General features: G+C 62.1%; 24 protein-coding genes. 10 read left to right on the top strand and 14 right to left on the bottom strand.

The features are described 5' to 3' along the window. Nucleotides 1–52 precede the first annotated feature (52 nt). A complete protein-coding gene (locus AC1Q6D_RS07085) occupies nucleotides 53–673 on the bottom strand; it encodes a TetR/AcrR family transcriptional regulator (protein WP_047528232.1) in 621 nt (206 codons plus the stop codon). A 140-nt stretch (nucleotides 674–813) separates the two neighbouring features. On the opposite strand from AC1Q6D_RS07085, the gene copC reads away from it, so the two are divergent. The 9 genes from copC to AC1Q6D_RS07040 all read left to right on the top strand — a co-directional run bounded on the left by copC (nucleotide 814) and on the right by AC1Q6D_RS07040 (nucleotide 9,440). Further along, nucleotides 814–1,179 (top strand): copper homeostasis periplasmic binding protein CopC, encoded by a 366-nt coding sequence (gene copC / locus AC1Q6D_RS07080; protein WP_103404298.1) that lies wholly within the window; start codon nucleotides 814–816, stop codon nucleotides 1,177–1,179. 3 nt (nucleotides 1,180–1,182) lie between these two features. Next, nucleotides 1,183–2,040, top strand: a complete 858-nt coding sequence (gene copD / locus AC1Q6D_RS07075) for a copper homeostasis membrane protein CopD (protein ID WP_103404297.1) — start codon at nucleotides 1,183–1,185, stop codon at nucleotides 2,038–2,040. Between the two features lie 255 nt (nucleotides 2,041–2,295). Beyond that, complete coding sequence (locus tag AC1Q6D_RS07070; protein ID WP_371919908.1) at nucleotides 2,296–3,582, top strand: OprD family porin; 1,287 nt, start codon at nucleotides 2,296–2,298, stop codon at nucleotides 3,580–3,582. A gap of 205 nt (nucleotides 3,583–3,787) precedes the next feature. Beyond that, complete coding sequence (locus AC1Q6D_RS07065) at nucleotides 3,788–4,612, top strand: NAD-dependent epimerase/dehydratase family protein (RefSeq protein WP_103404296.1); 825 nt, start codon at nucleotides 3,788–3,790, stop codon at nucleotides 4,610–4,612. A 55-nt stretch (nucleotides 4,613–4,667) separates the two neighbouring features. After that, on the top strand, nucleotides 4,668–5,555 hold the full coding sequence (locus AC1Q6D_RS07060; protein ID WP_103404295.1) for an SMP-30/gluconolactonase/LRE family protein: 888 nt from the start codon (nucleotides 4,668–4,670) through the stop codon (nucleotides 5,553–5,555). Nucleotides 5,556–5,621: 66 nt separating this feature from the next. After that, entirely contained in the window at nucleotides 5,622–6,605 is a 984-nt protein-coding gene (locus AC1Q6D_RS07055; RefSeq protein ID WP_103404294.1) for a TRAP transporter substrate-binding protein, read from the top strand. A 79-nt stretch (nucleotides 6,606–6,684) separates the two neighbouring features. Next, nucleotides 6,685–7,212 carry a TRAP transporter small permease gene (locus AC1Q6D_RS07050; RefSeq protein ID WP_103404293.1) on the top strand — a complete coding sequence of 176 codons (528 nt, stop codon included), beginning with the start codon at nucleotides 6,685–6,687 and terminating at the stop codon, nucleotides 7,210–7,212. Next, a complete protein-coding gene (locus AC1Q6D_RS07045; protein ID WP_103404292.1) occupies nucleotides 7,213–8,493 on the top strand; it encodes a TRAP transporter large permease in 1,281 nt (426 codons plus the stop codon). It begins immediately after the preceding gene. A 77-nt stretch (nucleotides 8,494–8,570) separates the two neighbouring features. Beyond that, nucleotides 8,571–9,440, top strand: a complete 870-nt coding sequence (locus AC1Q6D_RS07040; protein ID WP_103404291.1) for an aldose 1-epimerase — start codon at nucleotides 8,571–8,573, stop codon at nucleotides 9,438–9,440. On the opposite strand, the gene AC1Q6D_RS07035 is transcribed toward AC1Q6D_RS07040, so the two are convergent. The 13 genes from AC1Q6D_RS07035 to pedF form a co-directional block, all read right to left on the bottom strand. Then, nucleotides 9,437–11,164, bottom strand: coding sequence for a PAS domain-containing hybrid sensor histidine kinase/response regulator (locus tag AC1Q6D_RS07035; protein ID WP_103404290.1), 1,728 nt, complete (start codon nucleotides 11,162–11,164; stop codon nucleotides 9,437–9,439). The genes AC1Q6D_RS07040 and AC1Q6D_RS07035 overlap by 4 nt on opposite strands. Then, nucleotides 11,148–12,311, bottom strand: a complete 1,164-nt coding sequence (gene ercA / locus AC1Q6D_RS07030) for an alcohol dehydrogenase-like regulatory protein ErcA (protein WP_103404289.1) — start codon at nucleotides 12,309–12,311, stop codon at nucleotides 11,148–11,150. The genes AC1Q6D_RS07035 and ercA overlap by 17 nt, the downstream gene beginning before the upstream one ends. Before the next feature lie 248 nt (nucleotides 12,312–12,559). Then, nucleotides 12,560–13,702, bottom strand: a complete 1,143-nt coding sequence (gene pqqE / locus AC1Q6D_RS07025; protein WP_047528206.1) for a pyrroloquinoline quinone biosynthesis protein PqqE — start codon at nucleotides 13,700–13,702, stop codon at nucleotides 12,560–12,562. Next, a complete protein-coding gene (gene pqqD, locus AC1Q6D_RS07020) occupies nucleotides 13,680–13,952 on the bottom strand; it encodes a pyrroloquinoline quinone biosynthesis peptide chaperone PqqD (RefSeq protein WP_047528205.1) in 273 nt (90 codons plus the stop codon). Before pqqD ends, pqqE begins: the two co-directional genes overlap by 23 nt. Beyond that, a complete protein-coding gene (gene pqqC / locus AC1Q6D_RS07015; RefSeq protein WP_103404287.1) occupies nucleotides 13,949–14,701 on the bottom strand; it encodes a pyrroloquinoline-quinone synthase PqqC in 753 nt (250 codons plus the stop codon). Before pqqC ends, pqqD begins: the two co-directional genes overlap by 4 nt. A 50-nt stretch (nucleotides 14,702–14,751) precedes the next feature. Continuing rightward, nucleotides 14,752–15,666, bottom strand: a complete 915-nt coding sequence (gene pqqB / locus AC1Q6D_RS07010) for a pyrroloquinoline quinone biosynthesis protein PqqB (RefSeq protein ID WP_103404286.1) — start codon at nucleotides 15,664–15,666, stop codon at nucleotides 14,752–14,754. A gap of 56 nt (nucleotides 15,667–15,722) precedes the next feature. Further along, on the bottom strand, nucleotides 15,723–15,794 hold the full coding sequence (gene pqqA, locus AC1Q6D_RS07005) for a pyrroloquinoline quinone precursor peptide PqqA (RefSeq protein ID WP_003253598.1): 72 nt from the start codon (nucleotides 15,792–15,794) through the stop codon (nucleotides 15,723–15,725). A gap of 258 nt (nucleotides 15,795–16,052) precedes the next feature. Continuing rightward, nucleotides 16,053–17,573, bottom strand: a complete 1,521-nt coding sequence (exaC, locus tag AC1Q6D_RS07000; RefSeq protein WP_103404285.1) for an acetaldehyde dehydrogenase ExaC — start codon at nucleotides 17,571–17,573, stop codon at nucleotides 16,053–16,055. Between the two features lie 238 nt (nucleotides 17,574–17,811). Next, nucleotides 17,812–19,587, bottom strand: coding sequence for a PQQ-dependent methanol/ethanol family dehydrogenase (locus AC1Q6D_RS06995; protein ID WP_103404284.1), 1,776 nt, complete (start codon nucleotides 19,585–19,587; stop codon nucleotides 17,812–17,814). 264 nt (nucleotides 19,588–19,851) lie between these two features. Beyond that, on the bottom strand, nucleotides 19,852–20,790 hold the full coding sequence (locus AC1Q6D_RS06990) for a quinoprotein relay system zinc metallohydrolase 1 (protein WP_103404282.1): 939 nt from the start codon (nucleotides 20,788–20,790) through the stop codon (nucleotides 19,852–19,854). A gap of 16 nt (nucleotides 20,791–20,806) precedes the next feature. Continuing rightward, nucleotides 20,807–21,574, bottom strand: a complete 768-nt coding sequence (locus AC1Q6D_RS06985; protein ID WP_090468833.1) for a quinoprotein dehydrogenase-associated SoxYZ-like carrier — start codon at nucleotides 21,572–21,574, stop codon at nucleotides 20,807–20,809. Between the two features lie 9 nt (nucleotides 21,575–21,583). Further along, on the bottom strand, nucleotides 21,584–22,459 hold the full coding sequence (locus AC1Q6D_RS06980; protein WP_047528197.1) for a substrate-binding periplasmic protein: 876 nt from the start codon (nucleotides 22,457–22,459) through the stop codon (nucleotides 21,584–21,586). 3 nt (nucleotides 22,460–22,462) lie between these two features. Then, nucleotides 22,463–22,924, bottom strand: a complete 462-nt coding sequence (gene pedF / locus AC1Q6D_RS06975; protein ID WP_103404281.1) for a cytochrome c-550 PedF — start codon at nucleotides 22,922–22,924, stop codon at nucleotides 22,463–22,465. Between the two features lie 253 nt (nucleotides 22,925–23,177). On the opposite strand from pedF, the gene exaA reads away from it, so the two are divergent. Next, on the top strand, nucleotides 23,178–25,070 hold the full coding sequence (gene exaA / locus AC1Q6D_RS06970) for a quinoprotein ethanol dehydrogenase (protein ID WP_103404280.1): 1,893 nt from the start codon (nucleotides 23,178–23,180) through the stop codon (nucleotides 25,068–25,070). The last annotated feature ends 106 nt before the right edge of the window (nucleotides 25,071–25,176 follow it).

The following is a 25,176-nucleotide window of genomic DNA, read 5'->3' as shown; positions in this document are numbered from 1 at the left end:
CCTGTGGGAGCGGGCTTGCCCGCGAAGAGGCCAGCAGCCAGAACACCCGACCTCAGGGCTCCAACCCGATCCCGCGCAAAATCACACTGGTCACGGTCTGTATCGCCCGTTCGAACTGCATGTCCGACAGCGGCTGATGGTCGTTGAGGATGTTCACCTGGTGGTCGAAGTCGGCGTAGTGCTGGGTCGAGGCCCAGATCATGTACAGCAGGCTCGAAGGCTCCACCGGCAGGATGCGTTTGTCGTCCACCCACTGGCGGATTTTCGCTTCTTTCATCTTGGCCCAGTCGTACAGGCTCGCATCCAGTGCCTCCCCCAGGGTCGGGGCGCCGTGGATGATTTCGTTGGCCCAGACTTTCGAACCATACGGACGGCTGCGGGAGTGGTTCATCTTGGCGCGGATGTAACTGCTGAGCACCACGCGCGGGTCGTCGAACATCTCGAAGCACAGCGCGTCCTGCTTCCAGACCTCCAGCAAGTCGAACAGCACGGCGCTGTACAACTCGGTCTTGGTGCTGAAGTAGTAATGCAGGTTGGAGCGCGGCAGTTGCACTTCGGCGGCGATGTCGGCCATTGCGGTGCTGCCGAAGCCTTTCTCGGCGAAGACCTTCTCGGCCCCCAGCAGAATTTTCTCGACGTTACTGCGACGAATCTCGATCTTGTGATTGCCCATGAGGGCTCCCTGACAACAGCGTTAAACAAGACTAGCATCCGCTCTACCTCGCGGCGACAGGGGAAAACCAAACTTCGTACAACAGGCCCCGGGCGGCTAAACTGACGCCCACTTCGCAACGGCCTGACAGGAACCCGACCATGCTGCTCAAAAAAGCCCTCTCCACCGCCGCCCTGCTCGGCTCGCTGCTGGCCGCCTCTGCAGTGTTCGCCCACGCCCATCTGAAAAGTGAGACACCCGCCGCCGACAGCACCGCGAGCGCGCCGACGGAACTGCGCCTGGTGTTTTCCGAAGGCGTTGAAGCGGCCTTCACCAAAGTCACGATCAGCAAGGACGGGGCCACCGTTGCGGTGAAAAACCTGGCCACCGAGGGCAGCGACAAGAAGACCCTGGTGGTCACACCGGCTGCGCCCTTGACACCGGGTGCCTATAAAGTCGAATGGCACGCCGTGTCGGTCGACACCCATAAAAGCGAAGGCGCCTACAGCTTCAAGGTGGGCCAATAATACATGGCGAGCGCGTTGGTACTGTGCCGCTTCCTGCATTTCACCGTGGTACTGATGCTGTTCGGTGCCTGGGTTTACAAGCCTCGGTTGCTGGGCCGTGACACCACCCTGGACCGGACGTTGACACGCATCAGCCGTTGGCTGGGGGCACTGGCGCTGGTCAGCGGCGTCTGTTGGCTGCTGCTGATCACCGCCAGCATGGCCGGTGCCTGGGACGCGGCGCTCGAACCCTCGACCTTGCGCCTGGTGCTGGGCAGCACCTTCTTTGGCCAGGTCTGGAGCTGGCATCTGCTGTTCAACGGACTGCTGTTGGCCTTGCTGCTGACGCCGCTGCGCACCCACCTGCCCTTGCGCCTCGCCCTCGGCGCCTCGCTGCTGGCAACCCTGGCACCGGTCGGCCACGGCGCCATGCTCGATGGCGTCGAAGGCCGGTGGCTGATGCTCAATCAACTGGTGCACCTGGCCTGCGTCGGCATCTGGCTCGGCGGCCTGATGCTGCTGGTGATGATCCTGCGCCGCCCTGCCGGGCATGACATCCGGACGCTGTTGCAGCGATTCAGTGGCGTCGGTTACATCGTGGTGGCGGGATTGCTGATCACCGGCCTGATCAACGTACGGGTCCTGACCGGCGCCTTCTGGCCGACGCCCTTGCTGTCCGGGTTTGCCCTGATCCTGTTGATCAAGATCACGCTCATCGCCGCGATGCTCGGCCTGGCGTTGTTCAACCGGCTGCGGATCAAGGACTGCGAACAGCGCCTGTCGGCATTGCGTAAAAGCGTGATCGCCGAATGGTTGCTGGGCATTGGCGCGGTGGCGGCGGTGTCGTTGCTGGGCACCATGCCGCCAATGATTGCTGGCTGACAACCCAATCGTCTGTGGGAGCGAGCCTGTCGAATCGTCGCACCGTCGCGATGGACGTCAACGATAGCGCGGACTATCTGAACACCCCTCATTGCCCGCGCGTTTTTCGCGAGCAAGCTCTCCCATGAGAATTTGCAGCCAAGGTCATCGTACAACTTCTGATTGACAACACTGAAACGCCACGTAAATAATCGCCCCAATGTTGTACGACGACGTATAACAACCATAAAAACAAAAAAGAAATGGAGCGTTACAGTGAGCAAGCCCGCCCGCAATCCGTCCCCACGTCCACACTTCGCCCGCCGTCATGCCATGAGCCTGATCGGTTGCAGCAGCCTGGCCATCGCCCTGCCCATGGCCAGTCATGCCGAAGGTTTCACCGATGACGCCAAAGCCACGCTGAACCTGCGCAACGCCTACTTCAACCGCAACTACACCAACCCGGCCTACCCCCAGGGCAAGGCTGAGGAGTGGACCCAGAACTTCATCCTCGACGCCAAATCCGGGTTCACCCAGGGCACGGTCGGCTTTGGTGTGGACGTGCTGGGCACGTTTTCGCAGAAGCTCGATGGCGGCAAGGGCACCGGTGGTACACAGTTGCTGCCACTGGACCACGACGGGCGCCCGGCCGACAACTTCGGCCGTCTGGGCGTAGCGCTCAAGGGCAAGATCTCGAAGACCGAAGTCAAGGTCGGTGAATGGATGCCGGTGCTGCCGATCCTGCGCTCGGACGACGGCCGCTCCCTGCCGCAAACCTTCCGTGGTGGTCAGGTCACCTCCAACGAAATCAGCGGCTTGACGCTCTACGGCGGGCAATTCCGCCAGAACAGCCCGCGTAACGATGCGAGCATGGAAGACATGTTCATGAACGGTAAAGCAGCGTTCAAGTCGGACCGTTTCAACTTCGGCGGCGGTGAATATGCCTTCAACGACAAACGCACCCAGGTCGGCGTGTGGTACGCGCAACTGAGCGATATCTATCAACAGCAATACTTCAACCTGAGCCACAGCCAACCCATTGGCGACTGGACCCTCGGCGCCAACCTCGGCTACTTCATCGGCAAGGAAGACGGCAGCGCCCTGGCCGGCGACCTCGATAACAAAACCGCGTTCGCCCTGCTCTCGGCCAAGTACGGCGGCAACACTTTCTATGTCGGCCTGCAGAAACTCACGGGCGACGATGTGTGGATGCGCGTCAACGGCACCAGCGGCGGCACCCTGGCCAACGACAGTTACAACTCCAGCTATGACAATGCCAAGGAAAAATCCTGGCAAGTGCGTCACGACTACAACTTCGTGGCCCTGGGCGTGCCGGGCCTGACCCTGATGAACCGCTACATCAGTGGCGATAACGTGCACACCGGGAGCATCACCGACGGCAAGGAATGGGGCCGTGAATCGGAACTGGCCTACACGGTGCAGAGCGGACCGCTGAAAAACCTCAACGTCAAATGGCGTAACGCGAGCATCCGCAAAAACTTCAGCACCAACGAGTTCGACGAAAACCGCCTCTTCATCAGCTATCCGATTTCGTTGTTGTAAAACGGATCGGCTGATACCGGTCTTGTGGCGAGGGAGCAAGCTCCCTCGCCACAGGTGTAACTTGCCATCGAAAGATGAGCCAACCCTTCGTCAAATTCACTACAAGACGCGTTGACAAGAAACGGGAAGCCTTACGATACTGCCAATAGTCGTACGACAACCTACAACAAATTCAATAACCACCATTGCTTGTCCAGGACTCTCCATGACCACCACTGCCACTGCCCGCGCCCCTTTCAATCGCCTGCTGCTGACCGGTGCCGCCGGTGGCCTGGGCAAGGTCCTTCGCGAAAGCCTGCGCCCCTACGCCAATGTGATTCGCCTGTCGGACATCGCCGACATCGCGCCAGCCATCGACGACCGTGAAGAAGTCGTGCCGTGCGATCTGGCCGACAAGCAAGCCGTGCATCAACTGGTCGAAGGCGTGGACGCGATCCTGCACTTTGGCGGCGTGTCCACCGAGCGCTCATTCGAAGAGATCCTCGGCGCCAACATCTGCGGCGTCTTCCACATCTACGAAGCCGCGCGCCGTCATGGCGTCAAGCGCGTGATCTTCGCCAGCTCCAACCACGTGATCGGCTTCTACCAGCAAGACGAAGTCATCGACGCCCACTCCCCTCGTCGCCCGGACAGTTACTACGGCTTGTCCAAGTCCTACGGCGAAGACATGGCCACTTTCTACTTCGATCGCTATGGCATCGAGACCGTCAGCGTGCGCATTGGCTCTTCGTTCCCGGAACCGCAAAACCGCCGGATGATGAGCACCTGGCTGAGCTTCGGCGACCTGACCCAACTGCTTGAACGGGCGTTGTACACGCCGAATGTCGGTCACACCGTGGTCTATGGCGCGTCCGACAACAAGGACGTCTGGTGGGACAACCGTTACGCCACGGTCCTGGGCTATGCGCCGAACGACAGCTCCGAAGTGTTCCGCGAAAAGGTCGAAGCCCAACCGATGCCAGCGGCTGATGATCCGACGCGGATCTACCAGGGCGGCGCCTTCTGCGTGGCCGGCCCGTTCGGCGACTGAACCGCCAGTGTTTACCGCGTGATCCCCACAACAAAAACCAAGGGAATGAGTGGCCATGCCAGCTGAATTGATTGTCGATGCCCGCAACGCCGTGGGTGAATGCCCGGTGTGGGTCGGTGAAGAAAACGCCCTGTACTGGGTCGATATCCCGGCCGGCGGCCTGCAGCGCTGGAGTGCCGGCACCGGCCAGGTGTCGGCGTGGAAAACCCCGGAAATGCTCGCGTGCATTGCCCGTCGCGCTGACGGCAGCTGGGTCGCCGGGATGGAGAGCGGCTTCTTCCAGCTGCGCCCGCACAACGACGGCAGCCTCGACAGCGAGCCCCTGGCCGGCATCGACCACAACCGCCCCGACATGCGCCTCAACGATGGTCGCTGTGACCGCCAGGGGCGTTTCTGGGCCGGCAGCATGGTGCTCGACATGGGCGCCAACGCCGCCGAGGGCCGACTCTACCGCTACAGCGCCGGACAACGCAGCCCACTCGATGCCCAGTTGAACGGCTTCATCGTGCCCAACGGCCTGGGCTTCAGTCCGGACGGTCGCACGATGTACCTGTCCGACTCCCATCCCGCCGTCCAGCAGATCTGGGCCTTCGACTACGACATCGACAGCGGCACGCCGAGCAATCGCCGGCTGTTTGTCGACATGAATCACTACGCCGGGCGCCCCGATGGTGCTGCGGTCGATGCCGAGGGTGGCTACTGGATCTGTGCCAACGACGCCGGCTTGATTCACCGCTTTACCCCGGATGGGCGCCTAGACCGTTCCCTGGCCGTACCGGTGAAAAAACCGAGCATGTGTGCCTTCGGTGGCAGCCGCCTGGACACCTTGTTCGTCACTTCGATCCGCCCCGCAGACGACCACGACGATCAGTCACTGGCCGGCGGCGTGTTCGCCCTCAACCCCGGCGTAAAGGGTTTGCCGGAGCCACTTTTCAACGTCTGACCGCAACCGCTCGTGCTGCAACGCTGTGCCTTGAACACAAAAACAATAAAACAGGAGACACCCCCAATGGACTTCAAACGCACCTTGCTCGCCGCTGCACTCCCCTTCACCGCAGCCCTCACCTTCTCCCTCAGCAGCGCCGCCCATGCGCTGGAAATCAAATTTGCCGACGTTCACCCCGCCGGCTACCCGACCGTAGTGGCCGAGGAACAACTGGGTAAAACCCTGGTGGCCGACAGCGACGGCAAACTGACCTTCAAGATGTTTGCCGGTGGTGTGCTCGGCTCGGAAAAAGAAGTGATCGAACAAGCCCAGGTCGGCGCCATCCAGATGGCCCGGGTCAGCCTCGGCATCGTCGGGCCGGTGGTGCCGGACGTGAACGTGTTCAACATGCCGTTCGTGTTCCGCGACCAGGCGCACATGCGCAAGGTCATCGATGGCGAAGTCGGCGACGCGATCCTCGCCAAAATCACCGACTCCGAGTTCGGCCTGGTCGCCCTGGCCTGGATGGACGGCGGCACGCGCAACCTCTACACCAAGAAACCGGTGCGCAGCCTGGAAGACCTCAAGGGCATGAAGATCCGCGTGCAAGGCAACCCGATGTTCATCGAAACCATCAATGCCATGGGCGGTAACGGCATTGCCATGGACACCGGTGAAATCTTCAGTGCGTTGCAGACCGGGGTGATCGACGGCGCGGAAAACAACCCGCCGACCCTGCTCGAACACAACCACTACCAGAACGCCAGGTTCTACAGCCTGACCGGGCACCTGATCCTGCCAGAACCGATTGTGATGTCGAAAATCACCTGGGAAAAACTGACGCCCGAGCAACAGGCACTGGTGAAGAAAACCGCCAAGGCCGCGCAGGCACAGGAACGCGTCCTGTGGGACGCCAAGTCGGCCAGCAGCGAAGAGAAGCTCAAGGCGGCGGGCGTCGAGTTCATCACCGTCGACAAGAAACCTTTCTATGAGGCCACCGCCTCGATCCGCGAGAAATACGGCGCGCCCTATGCCGACCTGATCAAGCGCATCGAAGCCGTTCAGTAATCCCTCCCTGCATTCAAGAAAGGCCCGGCGTCACTGACAGGGGTGTCTGTCAGTGCGCGCCCGGTTACGGTGAAACCCGATGAAGAATCTACTGCTGCGCATCAACGACAGGATTTACATGACCTGTATCTGGGTCGCGGGCCTGTCCGTGCTGGCCATCGCCCTGATCATTCCCTGGGGCGTCTTCGCCCGCTACGTCCTTGGCACCGGTTCCAGTTGGCCGGAGCCCAGCGCAATTCTGTTGATGATGGTCTTCACCTTCATTGGCGCCGCCGCCAGCTATCGTTCCGGTTCGCACATGGCCGTGGCGATGCTCACTGATCGCCTGCCACCAAACCTGCGCAAAGCCATGAGCGTGTTTGCGCAATTGCTGATGGCGTCCATCAGCCTGTTCATGGCGATCTGGGGGACCAAGCTGTGCCTGTCGACCTGGAACCAGTTCATGAGCGCCCTGCCGACCCTGCGTGTCGGCATCACTTACATGCCGATCCCGATTGGCGGTGTGCTGACGTTGGTCTTTGTGCTGGAAAAACTCCTGCTCGGTGACCAGAGCAACCGGCGGGTCGTGCGCTTCGACCTGGTTGAAGAAAACGAAGGGGCTGCCTGAATGGACGCATTGATTCTGCTGGGCAGCTTTATCGCCTTGATCCTGATCGGCATGCCGGTCGCCTATGCCCTGGGGCTTTCGGCCCTGATCGGCGCATGGTGGATTGATATTCCGTTCCAGGCCTTGATGATTCAGGTCGCCGGCGGCGTGAACAAATTCTCCCTGCTGGCGATTCCGTTCTTCGTCCTGGCGGGCGCGATCATGGCCGAGGGCGGCATGTCCCGGCGGCTGGTGGCCTTTGCCGGGGTGTTGGTGGGATTTGTCCGTGGCGGTCTGTCGCTGGTCAACATCATGGCCTCGACCTTCTTCGGCGCGATCTCCGGTTCATCGGTAGCCGACACCGCCTCGGTCGGCTCGGTGCTGATCCCCGAGATGGAGCGGCGTGGCTATCCACGGGAGTTCGCCACGGCGGTCACCGTCAGCGGCTCGGTGCAAGCCCTGCTGACCCCGCCAAGCCACAACTCGGTGCTCTATTCGCTGGCCGCTGGCGGCACCGTGTCGATTGCCTCGCTGTTCATGGCCGGCGTGGTGCCCGGCCTGCTGATGAGCGCGTGCCTGATGGTGCTGTGCCTGATCTTCGCCAGGAAGCGTGATTACCCCAAGGGCGCAGTCATCCCGATGCGCGAAGCGCTGAAGATATGCGGTGAAGCGCTGTGGGGCCTGATGGCCATGGTGATCATCCTGGGCGGCATTCTGTCGGGGATTTTCACCGCCACCGAGTCGGCGGCGATTGCGGTGCTGTGGTCGTTCTTCGTGACCATGTTCATCTACCGCGACTACAAATGGAGTGAACTGCCGAAACTGATGCACCGCACGGTGCGGACGATTTCGATCGTGATGATCCTGATCGGCTTCGCCGCCAGCTTCGGCTACATCATGACGCTGATGCAGATCCCGGCGAAGATCACCACGATGTTCCTCACGCTCTCGGACAACCGTTACGTGATCCTGATGTGCATCAACGTCATGCTGCTGTTGCTCGGCACGGTGATGGACATGGCGCCGCTGATCCTGATCCTCACGCCGATCCTGATGCCGGTGATCCTCGGCATTGGCGTGGACCCGGTGCAGTTCGGCATGATCATGCTGGTCAACCTGGGCATCGGCTTGATCACACCGCCCGTGGGCGCGGTACTCTTTGTGGGGTCTGCCGTGGGCAAGGTCAGTATCGAATCAACCGTCAAAGCCCTGTTGCCGTTCTACGGCGTGCTGTTCCTGGTGCTGATCGCCGTGACTTACATTCCCGCGCTGTCACTGTGGTTGCCGCATCTGGTGTTGTAACCAAGACTCGCAAAACGCTTTGTGGCGAGGGAGCCTGCTCCCTCGCCACAACAGCTCATCAACCAGCAGAGAAGGCCATGACGTCAGCCACCCTCGAACTCGAAGACGGATTCACCCGCCTCACCCTCGCCCCTGAACTGGGCGGGAGCATCGTCAACTGGACCGTACGCGATAGCGGCCAGCCCTTGTTGCGCCATACCGACGCCCACGCGCTGAACATCGGCCTGCCCGGCAAACTCGCCTGTTTTCCGTTGGCGCCCTGGTCAAACCGCATCGCCGAGGGCGGCTTCGATTGCCCCGATGGCTGGCAGTCGCTGACACCCAACAGCCTCACCGATCCCCTGCCGATTCATGGCAGTGCGTGGCAGCAGGCGTGGCAAGTGGTGTCCCGGACGGCGGATGAAGCGGTCCTGCAACTCGACAGCAGCACGCCCTTCGCCTATCGCGCGCGTCAGCGTTTTCATTTGAGCGAAGGCAAGCTGAGCATCGAATTGAGCGTCACCCACTTGGCCGAACGCGCGATCTGGCATGGCCTGGGATTGCACCCGTACTTGCCGCGAACCGCGAACACCCGATTGCAGGCGACAGCGCGCCAGGTGTGGTTTTGCGACGCGTCAAAATTGCCGACACAGCTTGGCGAACTGCCTGCCGAATGGGATTTCCAGCACCCCGGGCCGTTGCCGGAAACGCTGGTCGACAATGGCTTCTGCGAATGGGACGGCCATTGCCTGATTCAGCAACCGGACCTGGGCTATGAACTGGAGTGCCAGGCCAGCGGCAGCGATTACTACCTGCTCTATTGCCCGCCAGGCCTGGATTTTTTCTGCATCGAACCGGTCAGCCACCCGGTCAACGCCCATCACCTGCCCGGTCGGCCGGGGTTGCGTTTACTCGAACAGGGGCAGTCCACCTCACTCGGTTTCACCCTGCACTATCGAGCGCTCTAACCCAGCAGTTGACTCAACACCGCACGCAGCTTGCCGGGCTTGACCGGTTTGTTGAGCAACGGCGCGTCGAGGCGTTGCAACGCACGCCGACACTGATCGGTGCGGTCGGCAGTGATGATCACGGCGGGGATGGTCTGATGAAAATGTTCGCGCAGATGCCGGACCACATCACAACCGACCACCGCGTGATCGAGGTGATAGTCCGCCAGGATCAATTCCGGAGCCTGCCCGCGCAAGGCATCGATCGCCGAGGCTTCGTCGGTGGCGGTGACCACTTCGCAGCCCCACTGCCCGAGCAACGCGCTCATGCTTTGCAGAATGCTCACTTCATTGTCCAGCACCAGCAAACGCCGGCCCGGCAGCGGATTGCCGGTCCCGGCCTGCGGCGCGGCCAGGCTGACGGGCAACGGCATCTCGGCGCAAATCGGCACATCGATGCTGAACATCGAGCCGCGCCCCGGCAGCGAATGCACGCCGATTTTGTAGCCGAGGATCTTGGCGATGCGCTCGACGATGGCCAGCCCCAGGCCCACCCCCTTGCGGTCGGCGGCGCGGCCGACGTCCAACTGGTTGAACTCGAGGAAAATCGAATCGAGCCGATCCGCAGCGATGCCGCGCCCGGTGTCCCAGACTTCCAGGCGCAGCATCTCACCCCGGCGCCTGGCCCCCAGCAGGATGCAGCCTTCGTCGGTATAGCGGCAGGCATTGCTGAGGAAATTGCGCAGGATCCGTGTCATCAGGCGCAAGTCGGTACTGATGGCGTAATGGCCCATGTGCACACGCAGATTCAACCCCGCCGCCTCGGCAACCGACTGAAATTCCGACACCAGCGGCCCGAGCAGTTCGTCGAGGCGGTAGACGGCGACGTCGGGCTTGACCGCCGACTGATCGAGCCTGGAAATGTCGAGCAAGTCGGTCAGCAGGTCTTCGGCGCCTTCCAGTGCCTGGTGGGTGCGTTCGACCAGCACCTGCTCGACCTCCGGCAGCTTGCGCTCGCGCAGGGTCGAGATCAGCAAGCGTGCGGCGTTCAAGGGTTGCAGCAAATCATGACTGGCGGCGGCGAGGTACTTGTCCTTGCTGCGATTGGCCGCCTCGGCGGCATCACGGGCATCGCGCAAGGCCTGGGCGATCTGCTGACGCTGGGTGATCTGCTGCTGCAGGTTGCGGTTGGCTTCCAGCAGTTCATCGGTGCGCGCAGTGACCCGTTGTTCCAGTTCGTCGTTGAGTTGTTGCAGGCGCTGCTGGGCCAGTTTGCGTTCGGTGATGTCGGCGACAAAACCTTCCACCAGCCCTTCCTGATCGGGTTTGAGCAGCAAGTTCATGAGCACATCGAGGTGGCTGCCGTCCTTGCGCCGTAAACGGGTTTCGTAACCGTGCAGGCTGCGTTGCTGCCTGAGGGTTTCACCGATGCTTTGCAGCTCCGCCACGCCACCGGAAAACAGGTGGCTGGCCAGATCGGTCAGGGAAAACAGCACTTCCTGCGGGTCCTGATAACCGAGCATGCGCGCCAGCGCCGGGTTGGCCGCGCGCATGCCGTCTTGCAGGCTGGCCTGGAAAATCCCGTGGACCGCGTTTTCGAACAGCCATTTGTAGCGGTTGCGCTCGGCTTCCAGCTCGTCCAGGCGCGCGGCCAGCTCGGGGTAATGGCTCTTGCGCGCCGAATGGCTGCCTAACCCCAGCAGCCCGGCCAGCGCCCGTTGTTGCTCGTCAGAGGGCTTCGCCATACACGACCTCGACATCACGCTGACTGGATTCGCGCGGGTTGGTCAGGATGCACGGATCGTCCATCGCGTGTTGCGACAGGAACGGAATGTCCGCAGTACTGACCCCGTGCAACCCGAGGGTTTCGTGGAAACCGATGGCGTGTTTGAGCGCGATCAGGTGTTCCACCAGTCGCCCGCAGATCTGCCGGTGATTGAGGCCGCGGCAATCGATGCCGAAGGTCTCGGCAATCACCTTGAAGCGTTCCGGCGCCGAGCTGTAGTTGAAGGCGACGACGTGCTCCACCAGCACCGCGTTGCACAAGCCGTGGGGCAGGTCGAGAAAGCCGCCCAGGCTGTGGGACATGGCATGCACCGCGCCCAGGATCGCATTGGAGAAGGCCAGCCCGGCCTGCATGCTGCCCAGCATGATTTTCTCGCGCAGCGCGATGTCCGTCGGGTTGGCGATCATTTGCACCAGGTTGCCATTGATCAGGCGCATGGCTTCCAGCGCATGGGGATCGGTCAACGGCCCGTTCCCGGTGGACACGAAGGCTTCGATGGCATGCACCAGCGCGTCGATGCCGGTACAGGCCGACAGGAACGGGTCCATGCTCAGGGTGGTTTCCGGGTCGATCAGCGAAACGTCGGGCACCACGGCCTTGCTGACGATGGAGAACTTCATGCGCTCCTGCTGGTTGGAAATGATCACGAATTGCGAAACATCCGCCGAGGTGCCGGCAGTGGTCGGGATCAGGATCAACGGCGGGCTGGGCACGCGGATGGTGTCCACGCCCTCGAACTCGAGAATGCTGCGACCGTGGGCGACGACAATGCCGATGCCTTTGCCGCAGTCCATCGGGCTGCCACCGCCGACGGCGACGATCACATCGCAGTGATTTTCCCGGTACATCTCGGCTCCGAGCATCACTTCTTCGACACGCGGGTTGGGCGACACCGCGCTGTACAGGCAGTATTCGATGCCCAGGGCTTGCAGGCTGGCCTCGACATCGGCCACCCAACCGGCGGCAATCACCCCGGGATCGCTGACCACCAGGACCTTGCGGGCGCCAAAGGTCTTGGCATAGTTGCCGACGTTGTGCCGGCAACCGGCACCAAAGATGATTTCAGGCGAAACGAATTTACGCAGCTGGCTGAGACTCTGGCTCATTGGAAAGCCTGTTTTTTATTGTTTTGAAAGGTAGCGCTCACACTAAAGCATCCAGCTGCGAATGCAATCAGACCAAAGGCCGGAATCACTGCAGATGCTGAAGCGGGTTGGGTGTGTACCTGGATTGTCGCGTCAACCAATGCCCCCTGTAGGAGCGAGCCTGCTCGCGATGGAGTGTCAGTCGCCGTGCCTTTTACTGATACACCATCGCGAGCAGGCTCGCTCCTACAGGGGATGTGTGAGTTCAATCAGCCGCGGTAGATCAGCCGCGACGCTTTTTCGTTGCGCAACGTCAGGTGCTCCATGCCCAGCCCCGGCGCTTCGGCCTCCTCCCGCGCCTTGAGGATGACCCCGTGATGGGGCGACTTGCTGCACACCGGGTCGGCATTGGCGGCGTCGCCGGTGAGCATGAAGGCCTGACAACGACAACCGCCCAGGTCCTTGTGCTTCTCGTCGCAGGAGCGGCACGGCTCTTTCATCCAGTCATCGCCGCGAAAACGATTGAAGCCGAACGAGTGGTTCCAGATGTGCTCGATGCTGTGTTCGCGCACGTTGGGAAACGGCACCGGCAACTGCCGGGCACTGTGACAAGGCAAGGCCGTGCCGTCCGGGGTGATGTCGAGAAACAGGTTGGCCCAGCCGTTCATGCAGGTCTTGGGCCGCTCTTCGTAATAGTCCGGGGTGACGAAGATCAACTTGCACGGGTGCCCCTGGGCCTCGAGACGTTCGCGATACTCGTTGGTGATGCGCTCGGCTCGCTGCAGTTGCTCGCGCGTCGGCAACAGCCCGACGCGGTTGAGCTCGGCCCAGCCATAGAACTGACACGTGGCCAATTCGACGAAATCCGCTTCCAGCTCCAGGCACAGGTCAATGATCTGTTCGATGCGGTCGATGTTGTGCCGATGGGTGACAAAGTTCAGCACCATCGGATAGCCCTGGGCTTTTACCGCCCGGGCCATCGCCAGTTTCTGCGCGAAGGCCTTGCGCGAACCGGCGAGCAGGTTGTTCACCGCTTCGTCGGCGGCCTGGAAGCTGATCTGGATGTGATCGAGCCCGGCAACCTTGAAGTCACGCACTTTCTGTTCGGTCAGGCCGATGCCCGAGGTGATCAGGTTGGTGTAGTACCCCATGTCCCGGGCGGCCTTGATCAGCTCGGCCAGGTCCTGGCGAACCAGCGGCTCGCCACCGGAAAAACCCAATTGCGCGGCGCCCATTTCCCGCGCCTCGCGGAACACCCGAATCCATTCTTCGGTGCTCAACTCCTCGCCCTGCCCGGCGAAGTCCAGAGGATTGGAGCAATAAGGGCATTGCAAGGGACAGCGATACGTCAGCTCCGCCAGCAGCCACAGCGGCGGCCCCGGTAGCGCGTCACTCGATCCAGAACTGCGCATGGGCCACCTCCAGAAACGCCAACACATCCTCGTCGATCCCCGGCACACCGGGGAAACTCGCGGTCAATTGATCGATGATCGCGGCCACGCTGCGCTGGCCGTCCAGCCGTTCAAGGATCTGCCCGGCGCTGGCGTTGAGCTTGATCATGCCTTCGGGGTACAGCAGCACGTGGCAGTCCTGGCGGGGTTCCCATTGCAGGCGAAACCCCCGGCGCAACGACAGGGCCTGGTCGCGACGGATCGGGCTCACAGGGCGATCCCCCGGTGCCAGACGTTGTCGCGGGTCACGGTGTGGTACGGCGGGCGCTCCAGTTCATAGGCCATGCTCATGGCATCGAGCATGCTCCACAGCACGTCGAGCTTGAACTGGAGGATGTCCAGCATGCGCCGCTGCGCCTCGGCGGTGGTGTAATACGCCAGGGTGATGCGCAAACCGTGCTCGACATCGCGTCGGGCCTGGCTCAACCGGGTGCGGAAATAGTCATAGCCGGCGACATCGATCCACGGGTAATGGGTTGGCCAGGCATCGAGCCGCGATTGATGGATCTGTGGCGCGAACAGCTCGGTCAACGAGCTGCTGGCCGCTTCCTGCCAGCAGGCACGACGGGCAAAATTGACGTAGGCGTCCACGGCAAACCGCACACCGGGCAACACCAGTTCCTGGGACAGAATCCGTTCACGCTCAAGCCCCACCGCCTCGCCCAGACGCAGCCAGGCCTCGATGCCACCCTCGCTGCCGGGTGCGCCGTCATGATCGATGATGCGTTGCAGCCATTCCCGGCGCACGTCGCGGTCCGGGCAGTTGGCCAGGATTGCGGCATCCTTCAACGGGATGTTCACCTGGTAGTAAAAGCGATTGGCGACCCAGCCCTGGATCTGCTCACGCGTGGCGCGCCCGGCGTACATGGCTTGGTGGAACGGGTGATGGATGTGGTAGTAGGCGCCTTTGGCACGCAGGGCTTGTTCGAATTCGGTGGGGGTCATTGCTGCATCGGTCATTGCGGTTACTCCTGGAAGCCCTGCGGTGTCTGGTCTGGCCTCATCGTCGGCTACAGCTCAATGCTCATGCCGTCATACGCCACTTCGACGCCCCGCCGCTCCAGCAGCGCCCGTTCGGCCGAGTCTTCATCGAGGATCGGATTGGTGTTGTTGATGTGAATCAGCACCTTGCGCTGACGGGGGAAGCCTTCCAGCACTTCGAGCATGCCGCCGGGCCCGCTTTGCGACAGATGCCCCATGTCGCTGCCCAGGCTCTGGCCGACTTCGCACACGCGCATTTCATCGTCGCGCCACAGGGTGCCGTCCACCATCAGGCAATCGGCGCGCTGCATCCAGCCCAGCACCTCTTCGTCGATTTGCCCCAGGCCTGGCGCGTAGAACAGCGACGCACCGCTGCGCAGGTCTTCAATGAACAGGCCGATGGTGTCGCCTGGCTGCGGGTTGCCGCGATTGGGTGAATACGGTGGCGCGTTGCTCACCAGAGGAATCGCCCGGAACTGCAAATGCGCGCAGGCCGGGATGCTGAATGGCTGGCGATCCAGGCCAAGGGGTTGCCACTGCAACCCGCCGTTCCAATGGGCAAGCATGTTGAACAACGGGAAACCCGTGCTCAGGTCCTGATGAACCCGTTCGGTGCACCAGACGTCATGCGGGCAGCCTTCACGCAGGCTCAGCAGGCCGGTGCAATGGTCGATCTGGCTGTCCATCAGCACCACGCCGGCAATGGCGGTGTCGCGCAGGCGACGGGCCGGTTGCAACGGCGCGAAACTCTCGAGTTGCGCACAGATGTCCGGTGAAGCATTGCACAGCACCCACGCCACGCCGTCGTCGCTCAGGGCAATCGATGACTGGGTGCGCCGTTGTGCGCGCAGGCTGCCATTGCGCATACCGGCGCACTGCCGGCAGTTGCAGTTCCATTGCGGAAAGCCACCACCGGCGGCGGAACCGAGAACGCGGATGTGCATGGGCAATGCTCCCTAAAGGCAGGCCCGGCCAACACCCTGGCTGGCCGGGTGAACCATCAACGGTTGGCGAAGTACATCGTCACTTCGAAGCCAATGCGCAGGTCGGTAAACGCGGGTTTAGTCCACATGGGTCAATCCTCTTGTTGTGCCGGGCGATTCCGGTAGAACCATTAATGCACGGGTCATCGGCCGCCCGAATGCTACTTTCGAAGGAGGTTTGGGGGGGATTTGGTAGGGGGGGGTGACGAGATTTTCAGCAATACCATCGGACCTGTGGGAGCGGGCTTGCCCGCGATAGCGGTCGGACAGTCAACATTGATGTTGAATGTACCGGCCCCATCGCGGGCAAGCCCGCTCCCACAGGTTTCGGTGGTGTTATTACGAGATTAGAAGAACCCCAGCGGGTTGATGTCGTAGCTCACCAGCAGGTTTTTGGTCTGCTGATAATGGTCGAGCATCATCTTGTGGTTCTCCCGGCCGACGCCGGACTTCTTGTAGCCACCGAACGCGGCGTGCGCCGGGTACAGGTGGTAGCAGTTGGTCCATACACGCCCGGCCTTGATCGCCCGGCCCATGCGGTAAGCGCGGTTGATGTCACGGGTCCAGAGCCCGGCACCGAGGCCGAACTCGGTGTCGTTGGCGATGGCCAGGGCTTCGGCTTCGTCCTTGAAGGTGGTGATGCCCACCACCGGACCGAAGATTTCTTCCTGGAACACGCGCATGTTGTTGGTGCCCTTGAGCAGCGTCGGCTGGATGTAATAGCCGCTGGACAAGTCACCCTCAAGACGTTCGGCCGCGCCACCGGTGAGCAGTTCGGCACCCTCTTCCTGGGCGATGGTCAGGTACGAGAGGATCTTGTCGTATTGCTGCTCCGACGCCTGGGCGCCGACCATGGTCTCGGTGTCCAGCGGATTGCCGCGCTTGATCTTGACGATTTTCTTCATGACTTCGGCCATGAACGGTTCGTAGATCGACTCCTGCACCAGTGCCCGGGAAGGACAGGTGCACACTTCGCCCTGGTTGAAGAACGCCAGTACCAGGCCTTCGGCGGCTTTTTCGATGAACGCAGGCTCGGCGTTCATGATGTCTTCGAAGAAGATGTTCGGCGATTTGCCGCCCAGTTCCACGGTGCTTGGAATGATGTTTTCGGCGGCGCAATGCATGATGTGCGCGCCGATCGGAGTCGACCCGGTGAAGGCGATCTTGGCGATGCGCTTGCTGGTGGCCAGGGCCTCGCCGGCTTCACGGCCGAAGCCCTGGACGATGTTCAGCACGCCCGCCGGCAGCAGGTCGGCGATCAGTTCGGCAAACACCATGATCGACAGCGGCGTCTGTTCGGCCGGCTTGAGCACGATGCAGTTGCCGGCCGCCAGGGCCGGGGCGAGTTTCCAGGCCGCCATCAGCAGCGGGAAGTTCCACGGAATGATCTGCCCGACCACGCCCAAAGGCTCGTGGAAGTGATAGGCGGTGGTCAGCTCGTTGATCTCGGCGGCACCGCCTTCCTGAGCGCGGATGCAGCCGGCGAAATAACGGAAATGGTCGGCGGCCAGCGGCACGTCGGCATTCAGGGTTTCACGCACGGCCTTGCCGTTGTCCCAGGTTTCGGTGACGGCGAGGATTTCCAGGTTTTGCTCGATGCGATCGGCGATTTTCAACAGCACCAGGGAGCGGTCCTGGGCCGAGGTCTTGCCCCAGGCGTCGGCGGCGGCATGGGCCGCGTCGAGGGCCTTGTCGATGTCGGCGGCGCTGGAGCGCGGAAACTCGGCAATCACTTCACCGTTGACCGGCGAGGTGTTGGTGAAGTACTCGCCATTGACCGGCGCGACGAACTCGCCGCCGATGAAGTTGCCGTAGCGTGGTTTGAAGGAAACGACTGAGCCTGGTGTTCCGGGTTGTGCGTAGATCATGGTGGGCCTCTGTCTGGGTCGATGCCTGTCGAACCAACAGGCGATGAACCGATACTAGAGAGCCCCGCGCGCCAGACGAATGCGCCGTTGGCAGGGGGGGCTCTCGTTATTTGGTCGTAGGAGCGAGCCTGCTCGCGAAAAACCTGAGAGCACCGCGGGATATCAGGAATCCAGCGTTATCGTTGACGACCATCGCGAGCAAGCTCGCTCCTACAGGGGTTATGCGGTGATCCTGGCGTCAGTGCTTGGCCACCAGATCCTTCGGCAGCTTGAAGGTCCAGAGCATGCCGCCCTGGTTGAAGTCCTTGACGCGCTTGGCCACCTCGCCACCCCACAGCGGTACGGCGCCGCCCCAACCCGAGAGGACCGAGACGTACTGTTCGCCGTCCATCTCCCAGGTCACGGGCGAGCCCAGCACGCCGGAACCGGTCTGGAACTCCCAGACTTTCTCGCCGGTCTTGGCGTTGAACGCTTGCAGGAACCCTTCCGGCGTACCGGTGAACACCAGGTTGCCCTTGGTGGTCAGCACCCCGCCCCACAGCGGCGCATAGTTCTTGTGGCGCCAGACTTCCTTGCCGGTGACCGGATCGATGGCGCGCAGCACGCCGATGTAGTCTTCGTTCAACGGCTTGATGGTGAAACCGGCACCGAGGAACGCCGCGCCTTTCTTGTAGGCGATGCCTTCGTTCCAGATGTCCATGCCCCACTCGTTGGACGGCACGTAGAACAGCTTGGTGTCCTTGTTGTAGGCCATCGGCATCCAGTTTTTCGCGCCGAGAAACGCAGGCGCTACAAAGACTGAACTGCCCTTGGCTTCAGTGCCCGGGGCACCAGGGCGACTGGCTTCGTTGTAGATCGGCCGGCCGTCCTTATCGAGCCCGGTGGCCCAGGTGATTTTGTCCACGAACGGGAAGCCGCGGATGAATTTGCCGTTGGTACGATCCAGCACGTAGAAGAAGCCGTTACGGTCGGCGGTCGCCGCCGCTTTGATTTCCTTGCCACCCTCGGTGTAGTTGAACGACACCAGTTCGTTCACGCCGTCGTAGTCCCAGCCGTCGTGGGGCGTGCTCTGGAAGTGCCATTTGATGGTGCCGTCGTCCGGGTTGAGCGCCAGGCGCGACGAGGAGTACAGGTTGTCGCCAGGGCGCAGGTGCGAGTTCCACGGCGCCGGGTTGCCGGTGCCGAACAGCAGCAGATTGGTTTCCGGGTCGTAGTAACCGCCGAGCCAAGGCGCGGCGCCGCCGGTTTTCCAGAGATCGCCGGGCCAGGTCTTGCCGGCTTCGCCGCCGGAGATGCCGTTCTCTATCGCCTTGCCATCTTTGTAGACATAACCCATGTGGCCTTCGACGGTCGGGCGGACCCACAGCAGATCGCCGTTTTTCGGGTCATAGGCCGAGATCTTGCCGACCACCCCGAACTCGCCACCGGCCACGCCGGTAATCAGTTTGCCGTTGATGACCAACGGCGCGGCGCTGATCGAATAGCCTTCCTTGTGATCGGCCACCTGCTTGCTCCAGACCACCTTGCCGGTGTCCTTGTTCAGGGCCACGAGCTTGGCGTCGAGTGTGCCGAAGATCACCAGGTCGCCATACAACGCCACCCCACGGTTGATCACGTCGCAGCAGGGACGGATGTCATCCGGCAGGCGCGCATCGTATTGCCAGAGTTTCTTGCCGGTGCGCGCATCCACGGCGAAGACCCGCGAGTAGGAGCCGGTCATGTACATCACGCCGTCCTTGATCATCGGCTGTGCTTGCTGACCGCGCTGCTTCTCACCGCCGAAGGAGAAGGCCCAGACTGGGCGCAACTCCTTCACGTTGCCGACGTTGAGGATATCCAGCGGGCTATAGCGCTGACCCTGAACGCCCAGGCCGTTGGTGACGATCTGCTCAGGGTTCTTGGGGTCCTGGAGAATGTCTTGATCGGTGACGCCGGCCAATGCCTGGCCGGATAACAGCATGGCACTGAGCAACAGGCTCAAGACGAAGGGCTGGCGACGTGCGGGTTGAGTCATGACGGCTACCTCTGCGGTTTTTGTTATGCCCGGGAAATTTTCCCGGTGTGATGCAGATTCTTGGGCGCCGCCGCCCTTACAACAATGACCCGCTGTGTGGAGATTTCTAGTTCCTTGGTAGGGGGTTGGGTGTGGAGATGGCGCACTTCCCGTGCAGGAGCGAGCCTGCTCGCGAAGAACCTGAGAACGCCTCGGGGTGTCAGGTTTCCGGCGTAATCGTTGGCCACCATCGCGAGCAGGCTCGCTCCTGCAAAGGGGAGTTGATCATTGCTGCGTGGCGGAATCGACGCGCTTCATTTGCGTGCGCTCATAGCGCGGGTACAGGTGGCTGACGCTGCGGATGAGTTCATAGCGGCTCAGGCTGATCCCGGCGAAACGTTCGGGAATGGGGCTGCGGATCATCTCGGCCATGTCGCTGCCCTGGGCGGCGCCGTCGCGCATCAACTGGTCGAGCCAGCCCAGGTAGTCGCGCATCTGCTCGAACGGTTTTGCGTCCGTGGCCAGCGGCCCGTGGCCGGGCACGATCAGCGTCCAGGGCAACGCTTGCAGGGTGGCGATGTCCGCCAGCCACACCGATAACCCCGGACTGTTGGGCGTGGTCAGCGCCCGTTGATAAAACACCAGATCCCCGGCAAATAGCACACCGGTTTTCTGGTCGAGAATAGCCAGATCCGCACCCGTATGCCCACCCAGGCTCAGCAGCTGCAGATCGTGGTTCCCAAAACGTTGCACGCCGGCGGTCAGCGTCCGGGTCGGCAGCACCACCTCGGTGCCGCGCATCCAGTCACCCACCAGCCGATACATGTTTTGCGCCATGGCATCACCCTGTTGATGCAACAGTTCGGTGGTGCCGGCCAGCGCACCAATCGGCACATCGGTGAACGCCTGGTTGCCCAGCACGTGATCCGGGTGATGGTGCGTCAGCAGCACCTCGATCACCGGTTGATCCGTGACGGCGGCAATCGCCCGGCGCATGGCTTCGCCGTAGCGCTTCGATGGCCCGGTATCGATCACTACCACGCCACGTTCGGTGACGATGAACGCGGTATTGACGATGTTGCCGCCGTTGGCCGTGGCGAAATTGTCCGTGCTGCCTTCCAGCAGCCAGGTGTCTTCGGCGATCTGCCGGGGCTTGAGCGCATAGTCGAGATCGGCCATGGCCGGCAGGCTCAGGCTCATGAACAACAACAGCATCCAGCGCATGACGCGCTCCTTGGGGTCAGGGTATCGACGCATCGAATTCATTGCCGCTGTTGTCGCGCAACACCAGGCGCGTCTGCCCTGCCCCTTCAATGTCAAAGGCCAGGTTGGGGTTTTCACTGACCGCGGGAAACAGTTCCAGGCGGGCCATTACTTGATTGTTCGAGTCCCGTAGTTCGGCATGGTTGATGAAAAACTCCGGAATACCGCTGACCATGCCGTTGTCCATCGGGTGGGCCACCTGCAATCGCAAGCGGCTGAAATCACCGCGTGGATAGCGACCGCCCAGTACTTCGCCTATGTGTTCCTCCCAGCCTGGCTGGGTACGCACCACACTGGGCGCGGTACAGCCTCCGCCCGCTGCATCGATCAGGGTCGAACCGACATGCCACAGCCCGTCGCGGGTCAGCACCGCAGCGCGCAACGGGGTCGCCTGTTCAACGCGAATACGCACCGACAGCCACGGCAACACACCGGACACGGGCTCGAAGTCGACGATTTTCGGCAAAGGGTTGAGTTCGGCCCAGGCGAGTATTCGCACCACCTCGCCCTTGAACGCCCGGGCGTCGATTTCCACGGGCACTTGTCGGGCGTCCTCGGCAAAGGGCGGCGCCAGCAGCTTGACCCGCTCATCGAACACGAACGGCGCGTCGCCCAGCATCTGCTTGTGATAGAACGACCACATGACCGACGGCACCGGGTCCTTGCCCGATTCAATCCCGGCAGCCTGTGCGGCCTGGCCCAGGCTCAAACAGCAGGCCAACAGACAACTCGCTCGCCAGGTCATCGCCCGCTCCTATTGATACATCTCGGGTACGTCATAACGCAGGCCGTAATGGCCATAGATGGTTTTCACCGAACCCTCGCGGATAAGGCCTTCCAGCGCCTCTTCCACGGCATAGGCCAATTGCCGGTTGCTTTCGTGCACGGCCATGCCGATTTCCCAAAGCTGCTTGCCCATGTTCGGATAAGCGTTTTCCGCCAGCGCCACCTGCGGGTCGGCAGCCTCGTGCACCTGCCAGTCGATCTCGCCGCGCATGGCCATCACCGCGTCGACCTCACCGGCCTTCATCGCCGCAAACGCCTGGGGTACGCCCGGGTAGTGGTGGGTCTTGCCAGCGAGCATGCCGTTGAACACCGAGGTCAGGTAGAACGACGGCACGCTGTCGACTTCGACGCCGATCGGGTGCTGCTCGAACACCGCGACACTGCCGACCTTGTCCAGTCGCCGACGGTCGTAGGCCACTTGCCATTGCTCATTCTGGTAAGGGCCGAACATCACCACATGACCGTTTTCCATCTCGCCGAATTCGTTGCGCTTCTGCGCGTAATCGCGGTCGTAGGGCACGCGCATCATCAGATCGGCCAGTTGCTGCTTGTGCAGTTGGCTGGCACGCCAGATGTAGTCGCGCAGGTCGTCGTCGAGTTTTTCCCCAGCCGGCGCCCAGATCAGTGTCAGGCGCACACCCAGTGCCTTGGCCAGCGCCTGGGCGAGTTCGACATCAACACCCCGTGGCTGGCCGGCGTCTTCAAAACTGTAGGGCGCGAAGTCCTTGTAGACCGCTACCTTCAGTTCCCCGGCGGCGATCATTTCATCATAGTTGCGCACCTGCGCCTGCACCGGCTGGCAGCACAGCCACACAACGCTGATCAACACCGCGAGCAGGCGCATGGGTTATTCCTCGACGTGGACGCTGTCCAGATAAGTGCGGACCGCCCACAGGGCTTCCTGGCTCAGGTAGTCGGCCATTTTCGGCATGTAGACCCGACCGTCACGCACGGCCCCGTGACGTACCCGTTCGACGAACCATTCATCACCGGCGTCGCCGACATCGAGCATGCGCAAGTCCGGTGCGATACCGCCCGACTTGGCTTCCAGGCCGTGACAGGCCGCGCAGTTCTGGTTATAGGCCGATGAGCCGATTTCCAGGGCCTTGTCGTGTTCAGGAGAATTGCGGTACGGGTTCACGGCGGCCCAGCCATCGCCATCCACCGTCACCCCGGCATCCTTGATGGGCGTCAGGCCTTTGGTTTCGACGGCTTGTGGCACCACGTTGCCGTGGGCCCATACGGAACCTGCACTGATAAAGCCGGCCAGCAGTCCGGCAACGAGCAAGGCGTTGCGTTTTGTTGTCATTGTTATGCCCTCAGGATTGCACGCAAAACCTCTTGGCAGAGGCTATGGCAACCATCTTAGGAACCCCGCCGCGCCGGCCCCATGCTGCTTTGGTGGTCGCGGCCCAGTACCTTGGTAGTAGGGCTTGTGGCGCACACCCAAATCAGGTGCGGTACGGGAAGTCTTCCCGGCCACAGCGGGACTTTTTCCGTATCCGGCAAACGCTGCGCGCACCAACCTGTGCAGGCCAAAACCTCCACTGGGAACTGCAACCATGACAATAAGATCGCTACCCGCCCTTTCCCCGCTGACACTCGCCGTGCAGGCTTTTCTGCTGGTGGGCAGTGTGTCCCTGAGCGCGGCCAGCTACGCCGCGACAGCCCCCGCTGCCCCCACCGGCAATGTGAGTTGGGAAGACATTGCCAACGATCACCTGACCACCAAGGATGTGCTGCAATACGGCATGGGCACCAACGCCCAGCGCTGGAGCCCGCTGGCCCAGGTCAACGACAAGAACGTGTTCAAGCTGACGCCGGCCTGGTCCTACTCGTTCGGCGATGAGAAGCAGCGCGGCCAGGAATCCCAGGCCATCGTCAGCGACGGCGTGGTGTACGTCACCGGTTCCTACTCACGGGTATTTGCCCTGGACGCCAAGACCGGCAAGCGCCTGTGGACCTATAACCATCGCTTGCCGGACAACATTCGCCCGTGCTGCGACGTGGTCAATCGCGGTGCCGCCATTTATGGCGACAAGATCTACTTCGGCACCCTCGATGCGCGGCTGATCGCCCTGGACAAGAACACCGGCAAGGTGGTCTGGAACAAGAAGTTCGGCGACCACGCCGCCGGCTACACCATGACCGGCGCCCCGGTGCTGATCAAAGACAAGGCCAGTGGCAAGGTGCTGCTGATTCACGGCAGCTCCGGTGACGAGTTCGGCGTCGTCGGGCAATTGTTTGCCCGCGACCCGGACACAGGCGAAGAAGTCTGGATGCGCCCCTTTGTCGAAGGCCACATGGGCCGTTTGAACGGCAAGGACAGCACCCCGACCGGCGACGTCAAGGCACCGTCCTGGCCGAATGACCCGACCACCGAAACCGGCAAGGTCGAGGCCTGGAGCCATGGCGGTGGCGCCCCTTGGCAGAGCGCCAGTTTCGACCCGGAGACCAACACCATCATCGTTGGCGCTGGCAACCCCGGGCCGTGGAACACCTGGGCGCGCACCGCCAAGGACGGCAATCCCCACGACTACGACAGCCTCTACACCTCGGGCCAGGTCGGCGTCGACCCGAGCACCGGCGAGGTGAAATGGTTCTACCAGCACACCCCGAACGATGCCTGGGATTTCTCCGGCAACAATGAGCTGGTGCTGTTCGACTACAAGGACAAGGACGGTAAAACGGTCAAGGCCACCGGCCACGCGGACCGAAACGGCTTCTTCTACGTGGTCGATCGCAACAACGGCAAATTGCAGAACGCGTTCCCCTTCGTCGACAACATCACCTGGGCCAGCCACATCGACCTCAAGACCGGCAGGCCTGTCGAGAACGAGGGCCAGCGTCCGGCCAAGCCACTGCCGGGCGAGACCAAAGGCAAACCGGTGGAAGTCTCGCCGCCGTTCCTCGGCGGCAAAAACTGGAACCCGATGGCCTACAGCCAGGACACGGGGCTGTTCTACATTCCGGGCAACCAGTGGAAAGAGGAATACTGGACCGAAGAGGTCAGCTACAAGAAGGGCTCGGCGTATCTGGGCATGGGGTTCCGCATCAAGCGCATGTACGACGATCACGTCGGCACCCTGCGGGCGATGAACCCGACCACGGGCAAAGTGGTGTGGGAGCACAAGGAGCATCTGCCATTGTGGGCCGGCGTACTGGCGACCAAGGGCAACCTGGTGTTCACCGGTACCGGCGACGGCTTCTTCAAGGCCTTCGACGCCAAAACCGGCAAGGAGCTGTGGAAGTTCCAGACCGGCAGCGGCATCGTCTCGCCACCGATCACCTGGGAACAGGATGGCGAGCAGTACATCGGCGTGACCGTCGGTTATGGCGGCGCCGTACCGTTGTGGGGCGGCGACATGGCCGAACTGACCAAACCCGTGGCACAGGGCGGGTCGTTCTGGGTGTTCAAGATTCCGAGCTGGGATAACAAGACCGCCCAGAAGTAAGCCTTCCGAGAATGCGGGGCCGCCTTTGTGGCGAGGGAGCTTGCTCCCCTCGGGCTGCGAAGCGGCCCCGGCATTCCTTCAGCCACACCCTGCGCTCAGGTCTTGT

This window comes from Pseudomonas sp. MT92 (assembly GCF_058792515.1).
This window is presented reverse-complemented; position numbering and strand designations above follow the sequence as displayed.

Bases quoted from the DNA above. Each gene is read 5' to 3' on its own strand.
- pqqC (WP_103404287.1), bottom strand. From the start codon at position 14,701: ATGACCGATGCAGCAATGACCCCCACCGAATTCGAACAAGCCCTGCGT.
- AC1Q6D_RS06995 (WP_103404284.1), bottom strand. From the start codon at position 19,587: ATGACTCAACCCGCACGTCGCCAGCCCTTCGTCTTGAGCCTGTTGCTC.
- AC1Q6D_RS07045 (WP_103404292.1), top strand. From the start codon at position 7,213: ATGGACGCATTGATTCTGCTGGGCAGCTTTATCGCCTTGATCCTGATC.
- pqqB (WP_103404286.1), bottom strand. From the start codon at position 15,666: ATGCACATCCGCGTTCTCGGTTCCGCCGCCGGTGGTGGCTTTCCGCAA.
- AC1Q6D_RS07085 (WP_047528232.1), bottom strand. From the start codon at position 673: ATGGGCAATCACAAGATCGAGATTCGTCGCAGTAACGTCGAGAAAATT.
- AC1Q6D_RS07050 (WP_103404293.1), top strand. From the start codon at position 6,685: ATGAAGAATCTACTGCTGCGCATCAACGACAGGATTTACATGACCTGT.
- AC1Q6D_RS06980 (WP_047528197.1), bottom strand. From the start codon at position 22,459: ATGCGCCTGCTCGCGGTGTTGATCAGCGTTGTGTGGCTGTGCTGCCAG.
- AC1Q6D_RS06990 (WP_103404282.1), bottom strand. From the start codon at position 20,790: ATGCGCTGGATGCTGTTGTTGTTCATGAGCCTGAGCCTGCCGGCCATG.
- pedF (WP_103404281.1), bottom strand. From the start codon at position 22,924: ATGACAACAAAACGCAACGCCTTGCTCGTTGCCGGACTGCTGGCCGGC.
- AC1Q6D_RS06985 (WP_090468833.1), bottom strand. From the start codon at position 21,574: ATGACCTGGCGAGCGAGTTGTCTGTTGGCCTGCTGTTTGAGCCTGGGC.
- exaC (WP_103404285.1), bottom strand. From the start codon at position 17,573: ATGATCTACGCACAACCCGGAACACCAGGCTCAGTCGTTTCCTTCAAA.
- copC (WP_103404298.1), top strand. From the start codon at position 814: ATGCTGCTCAAAAAAGCCCTCTCCACCGCCGCCCTGCTCGGCTCGCTG.
- AC1Q6D_RS07035 (WP_103404290.1), bottom strand. From the start codon at position 11,164: ATGGCGAAGCCCTCTGACGAGCAACAACGGGCGCTGGCCGGGCTGCTG.
- copD (WP_103404297.1), top strand. From the start codon at position 1,183: ATGGCGAGCGCGTTGGTACTGTGCCGCTTCCTGCATTTCACCGTGGTA.
- exaA (WP_103404280.1), top strand. From the start codon at position 23,178: ATGACAATAAGATCGCTACCCGCCCTTTCCCCGCTGACACTCGCCGTG.
- AC1Q6D_RS07065 (WP_103404296.1), top strand. From the start codon at position 3,788: ATGACCACCACTGCCACTGCCCGCGCCCCTTTCAATCGCCTGCTGCTG.
- AC1Q6D_RS07040 (WP_103404291.1), top strand. From the start codon at position 8,571: ATGACGTCAGCCACCCTCGAACTCGAAGACGGATTCACCCGCCTCACC.
- AC1Q6D_RS07060 (WP_103404295.1), top strand. From the start codon at position 4,668: ATGCCAGCTGAATTGATTGTCGATGCCCGCAACGCCGTGGGTGAATGC.
- AC1Q6D_RS07055 (WP_103404294.1), top strand. From the start codon at position 5,622: ATGGACTTCAAACGCACCTTGCTCGCCGCTGCACTCCCCTTCACCGCA.
- pqqE (WP_047528206.1), bottom strand. From the start codon at position 13,702: ATGCGCAGTTCTGGATCGAGTGACGCGCTACCGGGGCCGCCGCTGTGG.
- ercA (WP_103404289.1), bottom strand. From the start codon at position 12,311: ATGAGCCAGAGTCTCAGCCAGCTGCGTAAATTCGTTTCGCCTGAAATC.